At 59.0% G+C, this 20,983-nt stretch carries 20 protein-coding genes; 10 read left to right on the forward strand and 10 right to left on the reverse strand.

All coding sequences use genetic code 11. From position 1 onward, the window contains the following. The first annotated feature begins 235 nt into the window (after positions 1 to 235). Complete coding sequence (locus Ga0074115_RS17275; RefSeq protein WP_408642717.1) at positions 236 to 649, forward strand: helix-turn-helix domain-containing protein; 414 nt, start codon at positions 236 to 238, stop codon at positions 647 to 649. 256 nt (positions 650 to 905) lie between these two features. On the opposite strand, the gene Ga0074115_RS12550 is transcribed toward Ga0074115_RS17275, so the two are convergent. Continuing rightward, positions 906 to 1,358 carry a bacteriohemerythrin gene (locus Ga0074115_RS12550; protein ID WP_005964364.1) on the reverse strand — a complete coding sequence of 151 codons (453 nt, stop codon included), beginning with the start codon at positions 1,356 to 1,358 and terminating at the stop codon, positions 906 to 908. Between the two features lie 502 nt (positions 1,359 to 1,860). Between Ga0074115_RS12550 and Ga0074115_RS12555 the strand changes: the two genes are divergently transcribed. Together Ga0074115_RS12555 and Ga0074115_RS16340 are read left to right on the forward strand one after the other, a co-directional pair. Then, on the forward strand, positions 1,861 to 2,466 hold the full coding sequence (locus Ga0074115_RS12555) for an NUDIX domain-containing protein (protein ID WP_057955928.1): 606 nt from the start codon (positions 1,861 to 1,863) through the stop codon (positions 2,464 to 2,466). 171 nt (positions 2,467 to 2,637) lie between these two features. After that, complete coding sequence (locus Ga0074115_RS16340) at positions 2,638 to 2,775, forward strand: hypothetical protein (RefSeq protein ID WP_157292774.1); 138 nt, start codon at positions 2,638 to 2,640, stop codon at positions 2,773 to 2,775. Here the strand turns inward: Ga0074115_RS16340 and Ga0074115_RS12560 are convergent. The 9 genes from Ga0074115_RS12560 to Ga0074115_RS12600 form a co-directional block, all read right to left on the reverse strand. Further along, entirely contained in the window at positions 2,772 to 3,506 is a 735-nt protein-coding gene (locus Ga0074115_RS12560; RefSeq protein WP_057955926.1) for a hypothetical protein, read from the reverse strand. The two genes, Ga0074115_RS16340 and Ga0074115_RS12560, sit on opposite strands and share 4 nt — an antisense overlap. A 53-nt stretch (positions 3,507 to 3,559) precedes the next feature. Beyond that, positions 3,560 to 4,096, reverse strand: a complete 537-nt coding sequence (locus tag Ga0074115_RS12565; protein WP_057955925.1) for a DUF7931 domain-containing protein — start codon at positions 4,094 to 4,096, stop codon at positions 3,560 to 3,562. A gap of 12 nt (positions 4,097 to 4,108) precedes the next feature. Beyond that, positions 4,109 to 4,546: a GNAT family N-acetyltransferase gene (locus Ga0074115_RS12570; protein ID WP_006474104.1), complete on the reverse strand. Its 438-nt coding sequence runs from the start codon at positions 4,544 to 4,546 to the stop codon at positions 4,109 to 4,111. Beyond that, on the reverse strand, positions 4,539 to 5,711 hold the full coding sequence (locus tag Ga0074115_RS12575; protein WP_057955924.1) for a cupin domain-containing protein: 1,173 nt from the start codon (positions 5,709 to 5,711) through the stop codon (positions 4,539 to 4,541). The genes Ga0074115_RS12570 and Ga0074115_RS12575 overlap by 8 nt, the downstream gene beginning before the upstream one ends. A gap of 325 nt (positions 5,712 to 6,036) precedes the next feature. Beyond that, on the reverse strand, positions 6,037 to 7,404 hold the full coding sequence (gene purB, locus Ga0074115_RS12580; protein ID WP_060528581.1) for an adenylosuccinate lyase: 1,368 nt from the start codon (positions 7,402 to 7,404) through the stop codon (positions 6,037 to 6,039). A gap of 322 nt (positions 7,405 to 7,726) precedes the next feature. Continuing rightward, on the reverse strand, positions 7,727 to 8,563 hold the full coding sequence (locus Ga0074115_RS12585) for a squalene/phytoene synthase family protein (RefSeq protein ID WP_057955922.1): 837 nt from the start codon (positions 8,561 to 8,563) through the stop codon (positions 7,727 to 7,729). Next, positions 8,551 to 9,204: an HAD family hydrolase gene (locus tag Ga0074115_RS12590; protein ID WP_057955921.1), complete on the reverse strand. Its 654-nt coding sequence runs from the start codon at positions 9,202 to 9,204 to the stop codon at positions 8,551 to 8,553. The genes Ga0074115_RS12585 and Ga0074115_RS12590 overlap by 13 nt, the downstream gene beginning before the upstream one ends. Then, positions 9,201 to 9,914, reverse strand: coding sequence for a bifunctional 2-polyprenyl-6-hydroxyphenol methylase/3-demethylubiquinol 3-O-methyltransferase UbiG (gene ubiG, locus Ga0074115_RS12595; protein ID WP_057955920.1), 714 nt, complete (start codon positions 9,912 to 9,914; stop codon positions 9,201 to 9,203). Before ubiG ends, Ga0074115_RS12590 begins: the two co-directional genes overlap by 4 nt. 217 nt (positions 9,915 to 10,131) lie before the next feature. Next, positions 10,132 to 11,451 carry a TRZ/ATZ family hydrolase gene (locus tag Ga0074115_RS12600; RefSeq protein WP_057955919.1) on the reverse strand — a complete coding sequence of 440 codons (1,320 nt, stop codon included), beginning with the start codon at positions 11,449 to 11,451 and terminating at the stop codon, positions 10,132 to 10,134. Between the two features lie 65 nt (positions 11,452 to 11,516). On the opposite strand from Ga0074115_RS12600, the gene mtnA reads away from it, so the two are divergent. The 7 genes from mtnA to Ga0074115_RS12635 all read left to right on the forward strand — a co-directional run bounded on the left by mtnA (position 11,517) and on the right by Ga0074115_RS12635 (position 20,934). Next, positions 11,517 to 12,581, forward strand: a complete 1,065-nt coding sequence (gene mtnA / locus Ga0074115_RS12605; protein ID WP_057955927.1) for an S-methyl-5-thioribose-1-phosphate isomerase — start codon at positions 11,517 to 11,519, stop codon at positions 12,579 to 12,581. A gap of 130 nt (positions 12,582 to 12,711) precedes the next feature. Beyond that, positions 12,712 to 15,297, forward strand: coding sequence for a DNA gyrase subunit A (gene gyrA / locus Ga0074115_RS12610; protein WP_057955918.1), 2,586 nt, complete (start codon positions 12,712 to 12,714; stop codon positions 15,295 to 15,297). Positions 15,298 to 15,395: 98 nt separating this feature from the next. Then, positions 15,396 to 16,478, forward strand: coding sequence for a 3-phosphoserine/phosphohydroxythreonine transaminase (gene serC, locus Ga0074115_RS12615; RefSeq protein ID WP_057955917.1), 1,083 nt, complete (start codon positions 15,396 to 15,398; stop codon positions 16,476 to 16,478). Positions 16,479 to 16,613: 135 nt separating this feature from the next. Continuing rightward, positions 16,614 to 17,795 (forward strand): phosphoglycerate dehydrogenase, encoded by a 1,182-nt coding sequence (locus tag Ga0074115_RS12620; protein ID WP_057955916.1) that lies wholly within the window; start codon positions 16,614 to 16,616, stop codon positions 17,793 to 17,795. Between the two features lie 17 nt (positions 17,796 to 17,812). Next, positions 17,813 to 18,910 (forward strand): prephenate dehydratase, encoded by a 1,098-nt coding sequence (gene pheA, locus Ga0074115_RS12625; RefSeq protein WP_057955915.1) that lies wholly within the window; start codon positions 17,813 to 17,815, stop codon positions 18,908 to 18,910. A 54-nt stretch (positions 18,911 to 18,964) separates the two neighbouring features. Then, positions 18,965 to 20,071, forward strand: coding sequence for a histidinol-phosphate transaminase (hisC, locus tag Ga0074115_RS12630; protein ID WP_057955914.1), 1,107 nt, complete (start codon positions 18,965 to 18,967; stop codon positions 20,069 to 20,071). Next, positions 20,068 to 20,934: a prephenate dehydrogenase gene (locus Ga0074115_RS12635; RefSeq protein ID WP_057955913.1), complete on the forward strand. Its 867-nt coding sequence runs from the start codon at positions 20,068 to 20,070 to the stop codon at positions 20,932 to 20,934. Before hisC ends, Ga0074115_RS12635 begins: the two co-directional genes overlap by 4 nt. The last annotated feature ends 49 nt before the right edge of the window (positions 20,935 to 20,983 follow it).

A 20,983-nucleotide genomic window follows, 5' to 3' on the forward strand; every position in this document is an offset into this window, starting at 1 on the left:
ACTTCGCTGATTAAGAGTTTCTTCCGCATGTCAGATACAAAGTATATTTTGGCAAGTTCAAAAATAGACTGCCAATACTTTCGGAACGATTAATAATAGGAACAGCAGTATATATTTTAGGCTCATATCGCAGATTGTGTGGGTAACTTGATTGGTTACCGTCATGATCATCTGTTGAACCACTGGAAGCGACTTCCTCAATGAAGCCTACTGACCTATTCACCGCGCCGATGGATTGTCTGCTCCCTGGGAGGTTCAGAATGTCGAGTTTGATCCTGATAAGAGTCGAATCGACTTCAAGGTATGCTTCAAGCGTGGAAGCTGCTTCACCTGCCCGTCTTGCGGGGCGAAGGCCGGGCAGTCCACGCCACCAAGCCGAGAATGTGGTGCCACCTCAACTTTTTTTAGTACGAAGCCTACATTCATACCGACCTGCCACGAGTGCGCTGCAAGCAGTGCGCTAAGACAACACAGGTCGTCCTCAGACAAGGTTTACTCAGAACTGTTCGAGGCGCTGGTGATCACTCTGTGCAGACAGATGCCAGTCAATGCTGTTGCCACACACCTCAATGTCAGTGATGACACGATCTGGCGCATGCTCCACCACTTGTGGACGATGCCCGTGAGCAGGAGGATTTCAGCAAGGTGAAGGCCGTCGGTGTTGATGAGACTGCCTTCCCAAGGCCATATGGTGATGTCATGATCGTCATTTTCGGGCCTGATAGTCGGCTAAACTAGATTCACCCTTACTGTAATGTCATTAACTAAGCGTTAGCCGACTGCATTTGTTAATGTTAGTAGAAACTATTTCTAAGCACAGAGGACAGATTATGCGTGTCCAGCAAGTCTCTGTAACGGACATGAAACAGCAGGTAACAAAGCTCATTTCAATCCATCAGGGGCTTCTAGCCAAAAAATTTCTTTAGTCGTTTACCAAGCCAGCCGCCCTTCTTCTCTTGCCTAATAGTACCCTGAACGACAGAAACGTAGTCTTTGTCATCGGTCTTGATGTGGTTGATCAGCCAGGTGCGTAGCATGGCGGATACTTCCGTGGCAGCAGCAGGATCACCTTGCTCGAATCGGGAGTGAAACCCGGACAGGCGTTTGATGAAAAGTTGATGAATACGCTGATGCCCGGTCAAGAATTCATAACCAGCCTGTTCTTGAAGGCTCTCTTCAAAGGCGAAGTGGGTCTCAGTATAATCAATGAGTTCCTGGAATACGTCGCTGATCTCGTCTCGATCCCAAGACTCAATAGCTGCTTGCAAGCGGTTGATATAGTCGACGATTCGCTGGTGTTGCTGATCGATTACGTTAATGCCCGTGTCGAGCGATTTATCCCATTCCAGATAGGCCATATCTTCATACCTTTGCGGTTACTGCAACGTAGCCGGTTAAATGATAATCAATCGGGTGGGGAAATCTGGGAGATTGGTCCAGTATCACGCAATAAACCGGCCGCAATTTTTGCGGTCGGTTCGGGGCGAAGGTCGGTTTGCTGTTAACTGGACTCTTTGCAGAGCTCCACTTCAGCCTCGATAAGCATCTCTACAATAATTTCGACCTCATTGGGATTGGTCTCTGAGATTTCCCGGAATTCCTCGCAGGTCAGGGAGAGCATGTCTTTCATAGTGCACCTCGACTAGTAAATAATTAAATACTTATATAGTACTGATTGCCGGATCAGTCAATGCCTTTTTTCATTCTTTTATTGTGTTTTATGATTGCCCCTTCAGTTTGGGAAGCTGATTGGTAGATGATTGGGATCTAAATTCATGGCGGCGCGACTGGTGCTCTGTTTTTCAAAGGCGGATGCTGCTTGACACCCTTTTTACTGGCACCAAGGAGACTCTATCGTTTATGAAATATGGTTATCGAATAGTGGACTCAGAACGGGTCTACGATGGCTTTTTAAAACTCAATCGCTATCGTCTCAAACATGAGCTCTACGAAGGGGGTGAGAGCCGTGAGTTGGTGCGTGAGCGAGTCGAACAGCTCAGAGCATCGATGGTATTGCTCTACGACCCCCACCGCGATCAAATGATTCTGGTCGAGCAGTTCCGCATCGGCGCCTTGGGAGCGGTAAAGCCACCTTGGGTGCTGGAAGTTATCGGTGGTTATGTCGGGGAGGCAGAGAGTTCGGCAGAGGTGGCCAGGCGTGAGGCGATGGAGGAGGCCAACTGCCAGGTTGGGCGGCTCGAGCATATCACCCAATTCATGGTGAACCCCGGTCTCTCGGTGGACCGGATCGATCTCTACTGTGGAGAAGTGGATGCCTCAGCCGCGGGTGGGGTGCATGGACTTAAGCATGAGGGTGAGGATATCCGGGTGGTGGTGATGGATGCTGATCAGGCGCTTGCCGAGCTCTATGGCGGACGGGCCAACTCCACCAGTATCATCATTGCCCTGCAGTGGTTTCAACTGAACCGGGAACAGCTGCGGCAACGCTGGTTTGCAGAGGGCTAGGTAGTCTGTCGGATTTAATCGGTGGAGCCAGTAAAATATGAATATGCGAACAATAATGGATCGAAATCGCGACTTTCCGAAAGCGTTTTCTGAAGGAATTAGAAGGGTTGTTTGTGCAGATGCTGGTGGTTGCTAAGGTCACGGGGTTGTTCAAGTGAGGCGTCGCGCATCATGCTTTCCTCAGAGGGCTTCGTACAAGCCTACAATGCACAGGCTGCAGTCGATATCGATTCTTACCTGATCGAGGAAAACCATATCAGCCAACAGCCCAACGACAAGCAGAAGATCACGCCAGTCCTCGACTCCTAGGGCAGCAGCTCAACCTTCAGCAAGAATGCCTGCTCTCTGCGTGACCGGGTAGATCCTCGCAGGTCGCCACTCCGAGCCGATTCACCCACGTTGTGCCCCGAACTGCCAATCGCACTCCACAGGCCTGGTTCAATCTCAATCACGCTGACCAGGCGCAGGCCGACGGAACCCCCGCTGAGCCCTGCTGGCTGCGAATCCCATGCGCTGATCTCGACCCGGATCTTATCGCCCACCACTCGAGGGGTGAGCATAAGGCCACGTTGAAACTGTTGGTAGTCTGCCTGGTGGGAAAATCCAAACAGAGGACCAACCACTGTCAACGCGCCACCCCGATCCAGCCTCCGGCGCTCCTGTTGGCTGATATAGACCTGATGCCCATCCAGCGTTTGCAGCTGCAGTGGCGGGCTCCAGCGGGAGTGGGTGCGATAGCTGTGAGTATGCTGGTTGCCGGCAGGATTGACGTTGCTTAGCTGGAGCAGGAGTCGTCTTGCAGGCCGGTCAAGCTCTCCGATCAGTCTGATAAGCTCCGCCCGCCGTGCAGTCTCTGCCTTGAGCAGCAGACCAGTGCCTGCCGGGCTGATCAGTGCGTCCTGTCCGAGCAGAGGTGCAAGCATCGGGATCAGTGTCTGTGCCGGTTGGTGCATCAGCGGCACAAACTCAATCGCGGGCTCGGCCAGTCCGCTCAACGGGGAGAAAAGCGCCAGGAATAGTAGTATCCATCGCCGGGTCATCAGGATTGTCTGCCTTTAACTTGTTCAGTCACAGGCAGTATAGCGATTAGATCTTAAAGATAGAGTCGCAACAGTTCCCGGTCCGGTTCACCGCTCTCCCACGCCTCGTTGAAGCGCTCAGCCAGCTGTGCGACCCGCAGGCGGTCATTGAAATCACAGCGGCCCTCGTAGTAGCTGGCCATCTTGCGGTGGATGTAGCCATATTCGTCCGCTAGCAGAAAGTTTTCCAGTGCCTTGATGAGCGGTTCCCCTGGCCGGCGGATCTCGATGCTGGAGGTGAGGCGTTGAGCCAGATGAACCAGTCGATGGCCTTTGCGGCGGATCGTGCGATTGTTCTGCAGCAGGATGCGGATCTGAGAGAAGCGGCTACGCAACGAGAGCTCTTTGATCGCCACAACAAAGTCGCTCTGGTCGTAGAGCAGGTGATCCAGGTCGTGACTGAAGATATCGATGGTGCGATGCGCCTGAGTCGCCATGTTCAAGGCAAACTGTGCGAATTCGTCTACCGAGGTGAGTGAGATTAGGCCACTCTCTGCGCCGAGCTGATAGGCGTCTGCTGTCGGTGTGGTTTCCGGTGCCAGTATGATCATTCTTCTTCCTTATTAATCTTCCTTATCAAGCCGCATGCTCAAATGGGGAATGCCCGCATCCATGAAAATCTCTCCCTCTGGGTGAAAGCCGAATCGTCGATAAAAAGCGACTGCGTGGGTTTGGGCGTGCAGAAAGCAGGCTGGAAAACCCTGTTGTTCGGCGAGTTGCAGCAGCTCTCTAAGCATTGCGCTGCCGACTCCCTGATTGCGCCAGGACCGCAACACCGACATGCGGCCGATCTGCCCGTTGGGAAGTAGCCGCGCACAGCCGATGGGCTGACCGTCCGGGGTTTCTGCCAGCAGATGCAGTGCCGTCTCGTCGAGACCGTCCCACTCTAGTTCGGGCGGCACCTGTTGCTCCTTGATGAAGACCGTCTCGCGGAGCTGTTTGAGTGCCTCCGCACTCGCCGGCCAATCGGCCTGCCGCAGTTGAAACTGGGTGCTACTCATTGTCGAAGATGAGGTGGTTGCCATTGTAGAGATCACACACAAGCTGCAGGCAGTCGGGCTGTTCCAGCCAGTTCTCCAGATAGCCGAAGTGGAGCAAGCGATGATGGGTGAGGATGGCGAGAAAGTCCCCTGATTCAGAGGGGAGTTGATACTCTTCGCCATTCACGAACAGGCTGTCCTGGCCTTGGCTGCCGCGACTGAACAGTATGCGCGAGTATGCGTTGCGATGGATCGTCGACGCCTGTCGAAAGCGTTCGTGGAAGGTGGCGGGGGAGAGCGGTGTCTGGCGGGGTTCCAGTTGCAGGTTTGGTTTGCTTTCGCTGATGAAACGGCCGAACCAGCGTCGTTTAAACTCGTCATCTGTCTGCAGCATCCGCTGCAAATTGGCGCTGACCTTCTCCACAACAGTTGGCAGGATCTCACCGCTGGCCTGTTGTGGCGTCATGGGAAGATCCCGATAGCGCCCTTCAGCGGCGAGCTGCTCGCCCAGTGCCTCGCACCAGGCGTTGGCCATCTCGCGGTAGGCAGGGGCGCGGAATCCCACCGAGCAGCTGATGCAGTCGTCACCCTCGGCTACCCCCCAGTGGGCAACATTGGGCGGCAGATAGAGCAAATCACCGGGCTCCAGCAGCCACTCTTCCTCCGCCTTAAAATCGGGCAGGATGCGTAGGTCGAGACCGGGGATAAAATCCTCCTCCGAAACCGGCTGGTAGTGGATCTTCCAGCGCCGCCGTCCCTTGGCCTGATAGAGGAACACATCGTAGTCATCGATGTGGGGGCCGACCGAGCCCTGATCCGCGGCATAGCTGACCATCACATCGTCAAGACGCCAGTCGGGGATGAAGTGGAAGTAGTCGAGCAGACTCGCAACTGGTGGCAGATGCTTGTCCACATCCTGCACCAGCAGGGTCCAGTGGCTCTCCGGTAGCTCGGCAAAGGTCGCCTCAGTGAATGGGCCGAAGCGTGCCTCCCAAGGGGTCTTACCCCGTTCCAGCACCAGGCGGGATTCCACATCCGCCTCGCAGGCGAGACCGGCTAGCTCATCTGCATCCAGGCCACACTTAAACTTGGGTAGGGCCTGGCGCAGCAGCAACGGCTTCTGTTGCCAATAGCTTTTCAGGAAGCTTTTCGGAGTGATCTCGTTGGGGAAGTTGAGCTGCTGCATGGGACAAATCCTGCCTGAGAAGGATGGGATTATAGACCCAGGTTAGGGATCGATCAGCAGGAAGTGAATTCTGATTTTGCCCTGGGATGTGATCTAGGCCCGACTGCAGGAAAAAGAAAACCCGGCATACCAGGCTGGGGGGCGGTAGGCCGGGTTTGAATGCAGACGGACCGAGCGACTCGTATTGCGGACACGAGCGGGAGGACAAGCCAATCGGCTACCGTCTGCAGAGATATTATGAACTAAATTCTCCAAATGAAACCGTGCTTTGGTTCACAAAGTCCAAGCAATCCTTGATCAAGGTCCTGGGTCTCTATGATGGCAGTCAAATACGTTTTGCCTGCTCGGTCGCATTTCCGATATAGCCCTGCGGGGTCAGCTGTTTCAGAGATGCCTTGGCCGCATCGGGGATCTCCAGGCCATCGATGAAGCTAGCCAGCTGCGTTGGGGTGATGCGTTGGCCGCGGGTCAGCTCCTTCAGCTTCTCGTAGGGTTTTTCCACCCCGTAGCGGCGCATCACGGTCTGGATCGGCTCCGCCAGCACCTCCCAGTTGCCCTCCAGGTCGGCCAGCATCGCCTCGCCGTTCGCCTCCAGCTTGCTGATACCGCGCAGGATCGATTGCAACGCAATGCTGGTGTGGGCAAAGCCGACGCCGAGGTTGCGAAGCACCGTGGAGTCGGTCAGATCCCGCTGCCAGCGGGAGATCGGTAATTTGGCGGTGAGATGGCCGAACAGGGCGTTGGCGATGCCCAGATTGCCCTCACCATTCTCGAAGTCGATCGGGTTGACCTTGTGCGGCATGGTGGAGGAGCCCACCTCGCCGGCGATGGTCTTCTGCTTGAAGTAGCCCAGCGAGATGTAGCTCCAGATATCGCGGCAGAAATCGATCAGGATGGTGTTGAAGCGTGCCACCGCATCGAACAGTTCAGCCATGTAGTCGTGGGGTTCGATCTGGATGGTGTAGGGGTTCCAGTCGAGGCCCAGTGACTCGATAAAACGCTGCGCAAAGCCGGGCCAATCGACCTCTGGATAGGCGGAGAGGTGGGCGTTGTAGTTACCCACCGCGCCGTTGATCTTGCCCAGCAGCTGCAAGCTGGCGATCTGTTCCCGCTGACGCTGCAACCGGTAGACCACATTGGCCATCTCCTTGCCCATCGTTGAGGGGGAGGCGGGCTGGCCGTGGGTGCGGCAGAGCATCGGTGTCTCGGCCAAGGCGTGGGCCAGGGCGCGGACCGCCTCGATCACCTCATCGATCTGTGGCAGCAATACTTGGCCGCGCCCCTCGCGCAGCATCAGCGCGTGAGAGAGGTTGTTGATATCCTCCGAGGTGCAGGCAAAGTGGATGAACTCACTGATCGCTTCCAGCTCGTCATTGCCGGCGATCTTCTCCTTCAGAAAGTACTCCACCGCCTTTACATCGTGGTTGGTGGTGCGCTCGATATTCTTGATTCGCTGGGCATCCGCCTCATCAAACTTCAGCACGATGTTATTGAGGATGTTGTCGGCATGTTTACCGAGCGGCGGTACCTCGCGGACCTCATCCGCCGCCGCCAGCGCCTGCAGCCAGCGCACCTCCACTAGCACCCGGTGACGGATAAGGCCATATTCACTGAAGATAGGACGCAGCGCATCGGTCTTGCTGCCGTAACGCCCGTCCACCGGAGAGACTGCGGTCAATGTGGAGAGTTGCATGGTTTTCTGCCTGCCTGATCTGAAAAAAGGGCGAGTATACCCAATCCATTGGGGAGGCGGGAAATCGCCGCTCGCTTTCGTCCAGACTTAATCAGAGGCTCCTTAGTCGTTAATAATGGGGCTGATCTGATTGCTGCAACTTGGGATGCCGCATGGGTTGGAGTCGTCAGGGCGATCGAATGATTTTCTGTCAACAGAGATGACTTTCATGGAGTTCTGACGGCAGAGTTTGTTGATCAAGAAATAGTTTGGCCGTGCGGTCAGGCCATTTTCTCTTGATGAGGCCCTCAATATTGCGGAGCAAACTTCCACATAAAGCCACTCAGAATCTCAACCACCCAGCGATCACGGTATGCCAAAGTATTTCAAGCGGAGAGAGTTCCGGCCGCCGCTGCAGGATCTTGGCCCCCTCCTGTGCTAACAGTCGTTGGTGTCGATGGGCCAGAGCATAGAGATTAAGGCCCGGCCGTAGCGCCGGCAGCGGGTGTCTTTCGAGATGTTGTGTGGTGCTCTGGCGCCACTGCTCGGCTGTTTCCAGCGCCTCATCAATAAAGGCAGCTGTTTCTTGGGCATATTTCTGTAGCAGTAACTTATCAGGTGTCAGCTTGTATTGTTGCAGGGGCTCGTGAGCCAGCAGGTATCTGCCTTGGCGCAACTCCCAGCCCAGATTGTGGATGGTCCCCACCAGCCAGCAGTAGGCTCCGATCTGGCGGGCGGACTCGATCTTATCTTCAGGAGTCTGCAGGCTCCTCGCCAGCAGTTCGCAGAAGCTGCCATCCAGCTGCCGGGCATGCTGTTGCAGCTCAGCCCAGTCTGAAGACGGGGTGCCCGCCAGTTGCCGCTTCATCGCTGTCGCCATCTGATCGAACAGTGCGAGTGGAAGTTTCTCATCAGATACAAGCGGAATCAGGGCCTGTGCCAGGGGGTGTCGGGCATGGCCCCGGCAGGCGTTAGCGGTCTCGCTTCGCCACCACTCGAGACGCGCCTGCGCCACTCCAGCATCACTGCACTCCCGCGCGATGCGCAGCAGTTCCTCACGCCAGGCGAACAGCAGTCCGATCTGCTCGCGTCCGTTACGTGGTGAAAAGCGAATCGCGTAGTAGTTGGCAGAACCGGGTGGGACGAGCCGCCGCAGGTGCTCTGCGACTATTCGATCCAATCCAGGATCTCCAGCGGATGGCGGATCAGGCCGTCAGCGTGCCAGCTCTCTGGCCGGTCATCCTCGGTGAGATAGCCGAACAGTGCGGCGAGGGTGAGGGTGCCGGCGTTGCGGCCCGCTTCGATGTCGCGCTCGGCATCGCCCACATAGAGCGACTCAAACGGCTCCACGCCTACCTGTTGGCAGGCGTGGTAAATCGGCGCTGGATGGGGTTTAGGGTGTGCCGCAGTATCGCCGCTGACAATGCAGGCGGCTTGTTCCCCCCAGGCGAGCTGGCGCATCAGCGGTTCGGTCAGCCAGGCCGGTTTATTGGTGACTATGCCCCAGGGGATGTGGCGTTCCTGCAGCGCATCCAGCAAGGGCTCCATGCCGTCGAACAGGCGGGTATGCACTGCGATGTTGGCCAGGTAGTCGTCGAGAAAGGCCCGCCGCAGCGCTTCGTAGCGGGCATTGCCGGGTGCCAGCCCAAAGCCGACCCTGATCATCGCCTGGCTGCCGTGGGAGACTGCCGGGCGCACCTGCGCGAACGGCATCGGCGGTAGGCCCTCGCCGGCGCGTACCCGATTGAGGGCCTGGTGCAGATCGGGGGCAGTGTCGGCGAAGGTCCCGTCCAGGTCGAACAGGACACAGCGGATCGTCATGCGTCAGCCCTGACCGTGTGGACCATGTAGTTGACATCCACATCACTGCCCAGTGAGTAGTGCTGGTTCAGCGGGTTGTAGCTCAGGCCAGTGATGTCGCAGGTCTCCAGTCCGGCGGCGCGGATCCAGCGGTCCAGCTCCGCCGGTTTGATGAACTTGGCGAAGTCGTGGGTGCCCTTGGGCAGCAGCCGCAGCAGATATTCTGCGCCGACGATGGCAAACAGATAGGATTTCGGATTGCGATTGAGGGTGGAGAAGAAGACGTGGCCGCTGGGTTTGACCAGTCGCGCGCAGGCGTTGATCACCGAGGCGGGGTCGGGCACATGCTCCAGCATCTCCATGCAGGTCACCACATCGAAAGCCGCCGGGCGCTCCTCGGCCAGCCGTTCCACCGGGATGCGCTCGTAGTTGACCTTCAGTCCCGATTCGAACAGATGCAGTCGTGCGACCTGCAGTGGCGCCTCACCCATATCGATGCCGGTTACTTGGGCGTCGCGCTCCGCCATGCTCTCGGCCAGAATGCCGCCGCCGCAACCCACATCCAGTACCTCCTTGCCGGCCAGATGGGCGATCTGGTCGATATAGCCGAGGCGCAGTGGATTGATCTCATGCAGTGGTTTGAACTCGCTGTGGGGGTCCCACCAGCGGGAGGCGAGCGCCTCGAACTTGCTGATTTCGGCGTGATCGACGTTGATGGATTCCTGGCTCATTGTTGCTGCGACCGGGGTAGCGGATGGAACAAACGATTATAGCGCGTCATGGAGTCTCTGAATAAGTCTGGACGCAGTCGATTGTGATTCAGAATATTCAGATTCAAGGCGCAAATCGCACCTAAAGCTTACGTTCCTCGCCTACATGGATGTAGGTGAGGAAAAAGCTGGGCATTCTGGGCGCAAGATACGAGTTCATGACTTGTTCAGAGGCTCCTCAGCCCTCGGCAATCCTCTCCCGCCAGCTGGCGGCCCGGCTGATCAGCTCACCACTGTCGAGGGTGGTGAGGCAGCCGTTGTGCACCAGCTGGCGCCCGGCGACCCAGACCTGGCTGACCTGCTCACGCCCGGCAGCGTAGACAATCTGCGAGATTGGATGGTAGACCGGCTGGGTGTTGAGGCGATTCAGATCCACGGCTGCCAGGTCGGCCGATTTGCCGACCTCTAGGGAGCCGATTTCCTGCTCCAGCCCCAGTGCCCGGGCGCCGTTGATGGTGGCCATCGAGAGTGCCTGGGCGGCGGGTAGGGTGGCGGCATCTCCGGCTACCCCTTTGGCCAGCAGGGCGGCGCTGCGCATCTCGCTGAACATGTCGAGATCGTTGTTGCTGGCAGCGCCATCGGTGCCCAGCGCCAGGTTGACGCCGGCCTCCAGCAGCTTCGCCACCGGGCAGAAGCCGCTGGCGAGCTTCAGATTCGACTCCGGGCAGTGGATTACATGGCCGCCACTCTCGGCGAAGCGGCTGATCTCCCCCTCTTCCAGGTGGATCATGTGCACCGCCTGCAGGGTAGGGGAGAGCAGGCCCAGTCGCTGCAGCCGCGCCATCGGCCGGTCGTTATGCTGCTGCAATCCTTGCACGATCTCGTCGTTGGTCTCGTGCAGATGAATGTGCACCGGGATCTCCAACTCGTCGGACAATACTTGGATGCGCTCCAGTGGCGCATCGGAGACAGAGTAGGGGGCATGGGGGGCGAAAGCGGTTTTGATCAGGCCGTTGCTGCGGAACTGGTCGTGTACCTCCAGCCCCTTGTGCAGATACTCTTCCCAGTCTGCGGCCCAAACCGACGGAAAATCGATGGTGATCAGGCCGACCATCGCGCGCATGCCGGCGGCGTGAGCGGCGCGGGCGGTGACATCCGGGAAGAAGTACATGTCGTTGAAGCAGGTAGTACCGCCGCACAGCATCTCCGCCATTGCCAACTGGCTGCCGTCGTGGACAAATTCCTCGCTCACCCAGCGCTGCTCCGCCGGCCAGATGTGCTGGTTGAGCCAGCTCATTAGTGGCAAGTCATCGGCCAGTCCGCGCAGCAGCGACATAGCGAGATGGGTGTGAGCGTTGACCAGACCGGGGATCAGCGCCTGCCCCGGTAGCTCCAGACGGTTCTCTGCCTGATATCGGGATGCGGCCTGATCCGCCGGCAGGAGCCCGATGATCCGCCCGCCATCGATGGCAAGCGCGTGGTTTTCCAACACTTCGCCTTCGGGAATCACCGGGATGATCCACTCGGCCTGGATCAGAGTGTCGATCTGTTGCTGCATAGCGCTTGCCTTTTTTTATCGCTTTGTTCTAAATGGCCGCCAAATTTGCCACGAGATTCGATCAGATGGAAGCCGACCACATTGCCCTGAACCCCTCGCCTGACAACGCCATTGCCTGGCACGCCAAGCAGCTCTGGCTGCTCGACCAACGCAAACTGCCGGCCAGCGCCGAGTATCTGGAACTGAGGAGTGCCGAGGCCACTGCTGATGCGATCCGCGAGATGGTGGTGCGGGGCGCGCCGGCGATCGGCATCACCGCCGCCTACGGGGTGGTGCTGGCAGCCCGTACCGCCTACGCGGCAGCCGGCTCCGGCTGGAAGAGCGCGATCCAGCTCGACCTGGGACGGCTGCGGGATTCTCGTCCCACTGCGGTGAACCTGTTCTGGGCGCTGGACCGCATGCGGGGGCTGATCGACAGCCTGGACGATGAGGCCGACCCTGAGCCGCAGCTGCTGCAGGAGGCTGAGCAGATCCACGCCGAGGATGTGGCGGCGAACCGGTGCATGGGGGAGCTGGGGGCGGCGCTGATCGACGGCCCCACTGGTGTCATCACCCACTGCAACGCCGGGGCGCTGGCTACAGGCGGCTACGGCACTGCGCTGGGGGTGATCCGCAACGCTCACGCCGCGGGGCGTATCAATAAGGTCTATGCTGACGAGACCCGTCCCTGGCTGCAGGGGGCAAGGTTGACCGCCTGGGAACTGTTGGCGGACGCGATCCCGGTGACCCTGCTGGCGGATGGTGCCGCGGCCAACCGGATGGCCCAGGGGGGCGTCGGCTGGATTATCGTCGGCTCTGACCGGATCGCCGCCAACGGTGATGTGGCCAACAAGATCGGCACCTTCAGTCTGGCAGTGGTAGCCAAGTACCACGGCGTGAAGGTGATGGTGGTGGCCCCCACTTCTACCATCGACATGCAGGTCGCTTCTGGCAAGGAGATCCCAATCGAGGTGCGTGGCGGCGATGAGCTGCTCTGCTGCGGTGCGCAGCGTATTGCCGCCGAGGGTGCGGAGGTGTGGAATCCGGTGTTTGACGTGACACCGGCGGAGCTGGTCGATGCCATCGTCACCGAGAAGGGTGTTGTGCTCTCGCCAAATGTAGAAAAGATGCGACAGCTGATGGAATCTTGAGCTCAGAGCGCCAGGAAACTGTTTTCAGGCGCTTTTTGTACAACAAAGGGGGGCGGGGCTATGTTACAATCCGGCAATTTTAACGCCTCCTGAATCCTCAGAGACGTGAGCGGAACAGAAACCAGCGCTTATGAGCGAATTCGCCAAAGAAGTCCTGCCGGTCAATCTCGAAGACGAGATGCGTCAGTCCTACCTCGACTACGCGATGAGCGTAATCGTAGGGCGGGCGCTGCCGGATGTTCGTGACGGACTCAAGCCGGTCCATCGTCGTGTGCTCTATGCGATGAGCGTGCTCGGCAACGATTGGAACAAGCCCTATAAAAAGTCGGCCCGCGTGGTCGGCGACGTGATCGGTAAATATCACCCCCATGGCGATACTGCGGTCTACGACACTATCGTGCGTATGGCCCAGCCTTTCTCCATGCGCTACATGCTGGTGGATGGTCAGGGCAACTTTGGCTCGGTGGATGGCGATGCGCCTGCCGCGATGCGTTACACCGAAGTGCGCATGGCGAAGATCGCCCACAGCATGCTCGATGACCTCGACAAAGAGACCGTCGATTTCGTCCCCAACTACGACAACAGCGAACATGAGCCGGCGGTACTGCCGGCGCGCATCCCCAATCTGCTGATCAACGGCTCCACCGGTATTGCGGTGGGCATGGCGACCAACATCCCGCCGCACAACCTGGGCGAGGTGATCGATGCCTGTATTGCGTTGGTGGACAATGAGGCGATCAGCATGAGCGAGCTGATGCAGTATCTGCCGGGGCCTGACTTTCCCACCGCCGCTATTATCAACGGCGCCCACGGTATCAAAGAGGCTTATCGGACCGGCCGCGGCCGCATCTATATGCGCGCCCGCACCGAGATCGAAAGCCTCGACAGTAGTAGCAGACAGCGCATCATCGTTCACGAGCTGCCCTATCAGGTGAACAAGGCGCGTCTGCTGGAAAAGATCGCCGAGCTGGTCAAAGAGAAGAAGATCGAGGGTATCACCGAACTGCGCGATGAGTCCGACAAAGATGGCATGCGCATGGTCATCGAGCTGCGCCGCGGCGAAGTGGCGGAGGTGGTGCTTAATAACCTGTTCCAGCAGACGGCGATGCAGAACGTCTTCGGTATCAATATGGTGGCCCTGGTGGACGGCCAGCCGCGGCTGCTCAATCTGAAGCAGATGCTGGAGTATTTCATCCGCCACCGCCGCGAGGTGGTGACTCGCCGTACCCTGTTCGAGTTGCGCAAGGCGCGGGATCGGGCCCATGTGCTGGAGGGTCTGGCGGTTGCTTTGGCGAATATCGACGAGGTGATTGCGCTGATCAAGGCGGCCTCCAGTCCGGCTGAGGCGAAGCTCGCGCTGCTGGCGCGGCACTGGCAGTCGGGCACGGTGGAGGCGATGCTCCAGCGCGCCGGCGCCGACAGCACCCGTCCGGAGGGTCTGGCGCTGGAGTTTGGGCTCTCTAAACAGGGTTACCGTCTCACGGAGATCCAGGCGCAGGCGATTCTGGATCTGCGTTTGCACCGCTTGACCGGTCTTGAGCAAGACAAAATCATCAAGGAGTACGAGGAGTTACTCGAAAAGATTGCGAATCTGCTCGATATTCTCTCCAGTTCTTTCCGGCTGATGGAGGTGATTCGCGACGAGCTGCTGGCGATTCGTGAGCAGTACAACGACCCGCGCCGTACCCAGATTATCCAGGACCGACTCGACCTCACTCTGGAGGATCTGATCACCGAAGAGGATGTGGTGGTGACGCTTTCGCATAAGGGCTATGCCAAGGCTCAACCGATCAGCGTCTATCAGGCGCAGCGGCGCGGTGGCAAGGGCAAGTCGGCGACTGCCACCAAGGACGAGGATTTTGTCGACAAGCTGTTTGTCGCCAGCACCCACGACACCATTCTCTGCTTTTCCAGTCACGGTAAGGTCTACTGGCTGAAAGTCTATGAGCTGCCCCAGGCCGGCCGCGGCGCACGCGGCAAGCCGATGGTCAACCTGCTGCCGCTGGGCGAAGAGGAGCGGATCAACGCGATCCTGCCGGTGCGTGAGTTCCCCGAAGACCGCTACGTGTTCATGGCGACCCGTTCCGGCATCGTCAAAAAGACCCCGCTGGAGGCCTTTTCGCGGCCCCGCGCCAGTGGCATCATCGCGGTCGATCTAAGACCTGACGATCGGCTGATCGGGGTCGAGATCACCGATGGTGATCAGCATGTGATGCTGTTTGCCAGCTCCGGCAAGGCGGTGCGTTTCCATGAGTCCCATGTGCGGCCGATGGGGCGTACCGCGTGCGGTGTACGTGGTATCAAGTTCGCCCCGGAGCAGCAGTTGGTCTCGCTGATTGTCGGTGATCAGGGTGATATCCTGACGGTGACTGAAAACGGCTTCGGCAAGCGTACCCCGGTGGCTCAGTACCCGGTACATGGCCGCGGTGGCATGGGCGTGATCTCGGTGCAGACCTCCGAGCGCAATGGCCCGGTGGTGGGTGCTGTGCAGGTCCAGGAAGATGACGAGATCATGATGATCACCAATGGCGGTACCCTGGTGCGAACTCCGGTGAGGGATGTCTCGCAGATGGGGCGCAACACCCAGGGCGTCACCATGATCCGCCTCGGCAAGGCGGAGCGGCTGATCGGCATTGAGCGAATTGAAAATCTGGAAGAGGAACAGGATGCCGGGGGAGAGGTGTCGGATGGCGCTTCCGATGAGTCGGTAGATTGATCTCCTCCGGTGGCCGGAGACCGGTCATTGATTCAGTATGGCCTCGCCCATAGAGGCTTATTAAAGTCTTAAATTAAACAAGATGTTGAGAGGAAAAGATGTCACGAGTCTTCAATTTTAGCGCCGGTCCGGCGGCGCTGCCTGAGGCAGTTCTAAAACGGGCAGGTGAAGAGCTGCTCGATTGGCACGGTGCGGGCATGTCGGTGATGGAGATGAGCCATCGCGGCAAGGAGTTCATGTCGATCGCGGCGCAGGCCGAGGCGGATCTGCGCGAGCTGCTGGCGGTGCCTGACAACTACAAGGTGTTGTTCCTGCAGGGCGGTGCCTCCAGCCAGTTCGGCATGGTGCCGATGAATCTGACCCGTGATAACAAAAAGGTTGATTACCTGATCACCGGTTCCTGGTCGAAGAAGGCAGTGGCTGAGGCGAAACGCTATGCTGAGGTCAATCTCGCTGCGGACACCAGCGACAGCAAGTTCACCATCGCGCCTGGGCAGGACGAGCTGAAACTCAGTGGCGATGCCGCCTATGTCCACTACACTCCCAACGAGACCATCCATGGTGTCGAGTTCCCCTATGTGCTGGAGACCGGAGATGTGCCGCTGGTGGCAGACTTCTCTTCCACCATCCTGTCGCGCCCCATCGACGTCTCGAAGTACGGCATCATCTACGCCGGTGCGCAGAAGAATATCGGCCCTGCCGGTCTGACTATCGTCATCGTGCGCGATGACCTGATCGGCAACGCTAGCGATGGCACGCCGACCATGTTCAATTACGCCACCCATGCCAAATCGGGCTCGATGTATAACACCCCCCCCACCTATAGCTGGTATCTGGCAGGCTTGGTGTTTAAGTGGCTTAAAGAGAAGGGCGGGCTGAGCGCCATGGCGGAGATCAACCAGCGCAAGGCGCAGGCGCTCTACGCTGCCATCGACGGTTCTGACTTCTACGCCAATCCGGTGGATCCGAGCTGCCGCTCCTGGATGAATGTGCCTTTCACCCTGGCTGACGCTGAACTGGACACCAAGTTCCTGGAGGGTGCTAGCGCTGCGGGCCTCAAAACCCTCAAGGGCCACCGCTCGGTGGGTGGTATGCGCGCCAGCATCTACAATGCCATGTCGGAAGAGGGCGTGCAGGCCCTGATCGACTACATGGCTGAGTTCGAACGAGTAAACGGATAAAAATGCAGAGATCGCGGAGACGCAAAGGTCGCAGAGATACATTTAATATTTATTTCTAACTTTCTGAAATAAATGATCTTTGCGTTCCCTGTGTCTCAGCGACCTCCGCGTTGATCGCACCAAGGTTGAAGTAAAATGTACAAGATCCTGACCCTGAACAATATCTCGGTGGCTGGCCTGGATCGCCTGCCGCGCGACAATTACGAAGTGGCCTCAGAGGTCGCGCACCCCGATGCGATTCTGCTGCGCTCCTACAAGATGCACGATATGGAGATCCCGAAGACGGTGCAGGCGATCGGCCGCGCCGGTGCCGGCGTCAACAACATCCCGGTCGACAAGATGACCGCCAAGGGCATCTCGGTGTTCAATGCCCCGGGCGCCAACGCCAACGCGGTAAAAGAGCTGGTGGTCGCCGGTATGCTGCTGGCGGCGCGCAACATCAGCCAGTCGTGGAGGTTCGCCACCGGGCTCGAAGGGGACGACGCGGTAATCTCCAAAAATGTGGAGTCGGGCAAGAAGAACTTCGTCGGATTCGAGCTGCCTGGGCGCACCATGGGCGTGATCGGCCTGGGCGCCATCGGCGTCAAGGTGGCCAACGTCTGCCGCGCCTTGGGCATGAATGTTATCGGCTACGATCCCACTATCACGGTACAGAGCGCCTGGAAGCTGGAGGCCGATGTGGAGCAGGCGCTGAGTGTCGACGATCTGCTATCCAAGGCGGACTTTGTCACCTTCCATGTGCCGCTTAACGATGCCACCGCCAACATGATCAACGCTGATCGCCTGAAGCTGATGAAAAAGGGCTCGGTGCTGCTCAATTTTGCGCGCAACGGCATCATCGATGACGAGGCGGCGGTGGCTGCCCTCGATGAAGGCCAGCTCTACGCCTATATCTGTGATTTCCCCAGCAACCTGCTGAAGGATCACCCGCGGGTGATTACCTTGCCGCATCTCGGCGCCTCCACCAAAGAGGCGGAGGATAACTGCGCGATCATGGTGGCGGATCAGGTGCGGGAGTATCTCGAGGACGGCAACATCACCAACTCGGTCAACTTCCCCGAGATCAACCTGCCACGCAACGGTGGTTTTCGCTTGGTGGTGGTCAACAGCAATGTGCCGAACATGGTGGGGCAGATCTCTACCGATCTGGGTAACGCCGGTCTGAACATCGTCGATATGCTCAACAAGTCCCGCGATAATATCGCCGTCACCCTGCTGGATATCGACCGTGAGCCGCCAAAGAGCGTGGTCGATGAGCTGGCCGCCATCGAGGGCGTGTTGTCGGTGCGTTGTCTCGGTTGCCCAGATAAAGACTGAGCTGGCGCTGCTGGGTAATGAATGAAGCAGTGAGTGACGATCAGAAACTGGCGGCGATCCGCGATCGCATCGATGCGATCGATGAGGAGATCCTGCGCCTGTTTAATGCCCGTGCAAAGGCGGCCCAGGAGGTTGCCCGGATCAAGCTGGCGGCCGATCCCCAGGCACAGTTCTACCGTCCGGAGCGGGAGGCCCAAGTGTTGCGCCGGATCAAGGAACGCAATAGCGGGCCGCTCGACCCAGAGGAGGTGGCGCGGCTGTTTCGTGAGATCATGTCCGCCTGCCTGGCGCTGGAGCAGCCCCTTCAGGTCGCCTTTCTCGGCCCTGAGGGCACCTTTACCCAGGCGGCGGCGCTGAAGCATTTTGGCCACTCGGTGCAGTGTCTGCCGATGGGCTCGATCGGCGATGTCTTCAGCGAGGTGGAGTCCGGGGCCTGCCACTATGGCGTGGTGCCGGTGGAGAACTCCACCGAGGGCGTGATCAGCCACACCCTCGACAGCTTTGTCAGCTCACCGCTTTTGATCTGTGGCGAAGTAACCCTGCGCATCAACCACCACCTGCTCTCGTCTGAGTCTGGGCTACAGCAGATCAGGACTGTCTACTCCCACCAGCAGTCGCTGGCCCAGTGTCGTGGCTGGCTCGATCGCCATCTGCCCCAGGCGGAGCGGGTTGCGGTGGGCAGCAACGCAGAGGCGGCGCGCATGGCCTCCCAGCATGCGGGGGTTGCTGCGATCGCCGGTGAGACCGCGGCGGAGATCTATGGACTACCGCAACTGGTGAGCAACATTGAGGATGAAGCGGGCAATACCACCCGTTTTCTGGTGATTGGTAAAAAAGATGCCGGCGCCAGCGGCGACGACAAGACCAGTCTGCTGCTCTCGACCCAGAACCGGGCTGGCGGGCTGCATGGGTTGCTGTCGCCCTTTGCCGAGCACAGCATCAGCATGACCCGTATCGAGTCGCGTCCCTCCCGGCGCGGCATCTGGGACTATGTCTTCTTTGTTGATATCAACGGCCATCGCAGTGATCCGGCAGTGGCCGAGGCGCTGCGGCAACTGGAGCAGCAGGCGTCGCTGTTTCGTGTGCTCGGCTCCTACCCGAAGGCGGTGCTTTGATCCAGGCGCTTTCTGCGCCTAATCCGGGACCATCCGTAGCGAAACCAGGCTTCCATGTCAGATAATCGTTTTATTCAACTGTGCAGTGCGGGCATTGCCCAGCTCAAGCCCTACCTGCCGGGCAAGCCGATCTCGGAGCTGGAGCGGGAGCTGGGGATCAGCGGCTCGATCAAGCTCGCCTCCAACGAAAATCCGCTCGGTGCCAGTCCCAGGGTGGCCGAGGCAATCGGCGCGCTGATGAGCGAGATTGCCCGCTACCCGGATGGCAGCGGTTTCGAGCTGAGTCAGGCGCTGGTGGCGAAGCACGATTGCGATCCCGACTGCATCACCCTGGGCAACGGCTCCAATGACGTGCTCGACATGATTGCGCGGGTGTTTCTTGGACCTGGGTGCGAGTCGCTCTTCTCCCAATACGCCTTTGCGGTCTATCCGATCAGCAGTCAGGCGGTGGGGGCCGAACTGGTGATCGCTCCGGCGAAGGATTACGGGCACGATCTGCAGGCGATGCGCGAGCGGCTTAGCGAACGGACCCGGGTGGTTTGGATCGCCAATCCCAACAATCCCACCGGCACCTGGCTGAAGCGTGGTGAGCTGAAGTCTTTCATCGCCGATCTGCCAGAGCAGGTGATTGTGGTGGTGGACGAGGCCTATATCGAGTATGTGGATCAGCCCGACTACCCCGATGCCTCCCTGTGGCTCGACGAGTTTCCCAACCTGATCGTCACCCGCACCTTCTCCAAGGCCTACGGACTCGCTTCGCTGCGGGTCGGTTATGCGCTCTCTCACCCGGATCTGGCCGGTCTGCTCAATCGGGTGCGCCAACCGTTCAATGTGAATGCGATGGCCCAGGCCGGGGCGCTGGCGGCCTTGGGGGATCAGGCGTTCATTCGGCGCTCGGTGGAGAGCAACCGGCAGGGTATGGCGCAGCTGACCGCAGGTTTCCAGCGACTGGGGCTGAAATATATCCCCTCGGTAGGTAACTTTGTCACCCTCAGGCTCGACCGGCCGGCAGCGGAAATCGACCAGGCGCTGCTGCGCGAGGGCTGCATCACCCGCCCAGTCGCCAACTATGGTTTGCCTGAGCATCTGCGCGTAAGTGTCGGACTGGCAGAGGAAAACAGTCGTTTTCTCGATGCTCTTAAAGAGGTGCTGAAGCGGTGATTCGCAAGCTGGCAATCATTGGCGTTGGTCTGATCGGCGGCTCCATGGCCCGCGCCCTGCGGGATGAAGGGGTGGTGCAGGAGATCGTCGGCTGTGGCCGTAACCGGGAGAATCTGGAGAAGGCCGTCGAACTGGGGGTGATCGACCACTACAGCCACGATGTGGCGGTGGCGGTGCGCGGTGCCGATCTGGTCTTGCTCGCCGTGCCGCTGGGGGCGATGGCGGATACATTGCGCGCGATGAAAGGCCATCTGGCAGAGGATGCAGTGGTCACCGATGCGGGCAGCGTTAAGGGCAGCGTGGTGCGGGATGCCGTCGAGGTGTTCGGCGAGGTGCCGCCGTTCTTCGTGCCGGGCCATCCGATTGCCGGCACCGAGCGCAGCGGGGTGGAGGCCTCTTTTGCGGAGCTCTACCGCAACCGTCGGGTGATCCTGACCCCTTTGGAGACCACCGATCAAGGTGCGCTGGAACGGGTCGAATGGGCCTGGCAAAAGTGCGGCGCGGTGGTCACAAAGATGGCGGTGGAACACCACGATGAGGTGCTGGCCGCGACCAGTCATCTGCCCCATATGCTCGCCTTTAGCCTGGTTGACTCACTGGCGCGGATGAAGGAGAACGATGAGATCTTCCGCTACGCGGCGGGGGGATTTCGTGACTTCACTCGCATCGCCTCCAGCAACCCGGTGATGTGGCGCGACATCTGCATCGCCAATCAGGATGCCCTGGGTGGGATGCTGAAACGCTTTGCCGATGAGTTGCACGAGATGGCGGCGGTGCTTGAGGCGGGGGACAGCGAGACGCTGGAGCAGATCTTCGCCCGGGCCAAAGCGGCCAGGGATCGCTATATCGACCGGGCCGAGTAATGTAACCCCACCATAGTGCACTGGCCAGCACATAGGCCTGCTGTAGGTC

This window comes from endosymbiont of Ridgeia piscesae (genome assembly GCF_001443665.1).
GTDB lineage: Bacteria > Pseudomonadota > Gammaproteobacteria > Chromatiales > Chromatiaceae > Endoriftia > Endoriftia persephonae.

What these genes read in the sequence shown, in the direction of transcription:
- Ga0074115_RS12550 (WP_005964364.1), bottom strand. Translation starts at nt 1,358, where the DNA reads ATGGCCTATCTGGAATGGGATAAATCGCTCGACACGGGCATTAACGTA.
- Ga0074115_RS12555 (WP_057955928.1), top strand. Translation starts at nt 1,861, where the DNA reads ATGAAATATGGTTATCGAATAGTGGACTCAGAACGGGTCTACGATGGC.
- Ga0074115_RS16340 (WP_157292774.1), top strand. Translation starts at nt 2,638, where the DNA reads ATGCTTTCCTCAGAGGGCTTCGTACAAGCCTACAATGCACAGGCTGCA.
- Ga0074115_RS12560 (WP_057955926.1), bottom strand. Translation starts at nt 3,506, where the DNA reads ATGACCCGGCGATGGATACTACTATTCCTGGCGCTTTTCTCCCCGTTG.
- Ga0074115_RS12565 (WP_057955925.1), bottom strand. Translation starts at nt 4,096, where the DNA reads ATGATCATACTGGCACCGGAAACCACACCGACAGCAGACGCCTATCAG.
- Ga0074115_RS12570 (WP_006474104.1), bottom strand. Translation starts at nt 4,546, where the DNA reads ATGAGTAGCACCCAGTTTCAACTGCGGCAGGCCGATTGGCCGGCGAGT.
- Ga0074115_RS12575 (WP_057955924.1), bottom strand. Translation starts at nt 5,711, where the DNA reads ATGCAGCAGCTCAACTTCCCCAACGAGATCACTCCGAAAAGCTTCCTG.
- purB (WP_060528581.1), bottom strand. Translation starts at nt 7,404, where the DNA reads ATGCAACTCTCCACATTGACCGCAGTCTCTCCGGTGGACGGGCGTTAC.
- Ga0074115_RS12590 (WP_057955921.1), bottom strand. Translation starts at nt 9,204, where the DNA reads ATGACGATCCGCTGTGTCCTGTTCGACCTGGACGGGACCTTCGCCGAC.
- ubiG (WP_057955920.1), bottom strand. Translation starts at nt 9,914, where the DNA reads ATGAGCCAGGAATCCATCAACGTCGATCACGCCGAAATCAGCAAGTTC.
- Ga0074115_RS12600 (WP_057955919.1), bottom strand. Translation starts at nt 11,451, where the DNA reads ATGCAGCAACAGATCGACACTCTGATCCAGGCCGAGTGGATCATCCCG.
- mtnA (WP_057955927.1), top strand. Translation starts at nt 11,517, where the DNA reads ATGGAAGCCGACCACATTGCCCTGAACCCCTCGCCTGACAACGCCATT.
- gyrA (WP_057955918.1), top strand. Translation starts at nt 12,712, where the DNA reads ATGAGCGAATTCGCCAAAGAAGTCCTGCCGGTCAATCTCGAAGACGAG.
- serC (WP_057955917.1), top strand. Translation starts at nt 15,396, where the DNA reads ATGTCACGAGTCTTCAATTTTAGCGCCGGTCCGGCGGCGCTGCCTGAG.
- Ga0074115_RS12620 (WP_057955916.1), top strand. Translation starts at nt 16,614, where the DNA reads ATGTACAAGATCCTGACCCTGAACAATATCTCGGTGGCTGGCCTGGAT.
- pheA (WP_057955915.1), top strand. Translation starts at nt 17,813, where the DNA reads ATGAATGAAGCAGTGAGTGACGATCAGAAACTGGCGGCGATCCGCGAT.
- hisC (WP_057955914.1), top strand. Translation starts at nt 18,965, where the DNA reads ATGTCAGATAATCGTTTTATTCAACTGTGCAGTGCGGGCATTGCCCAG.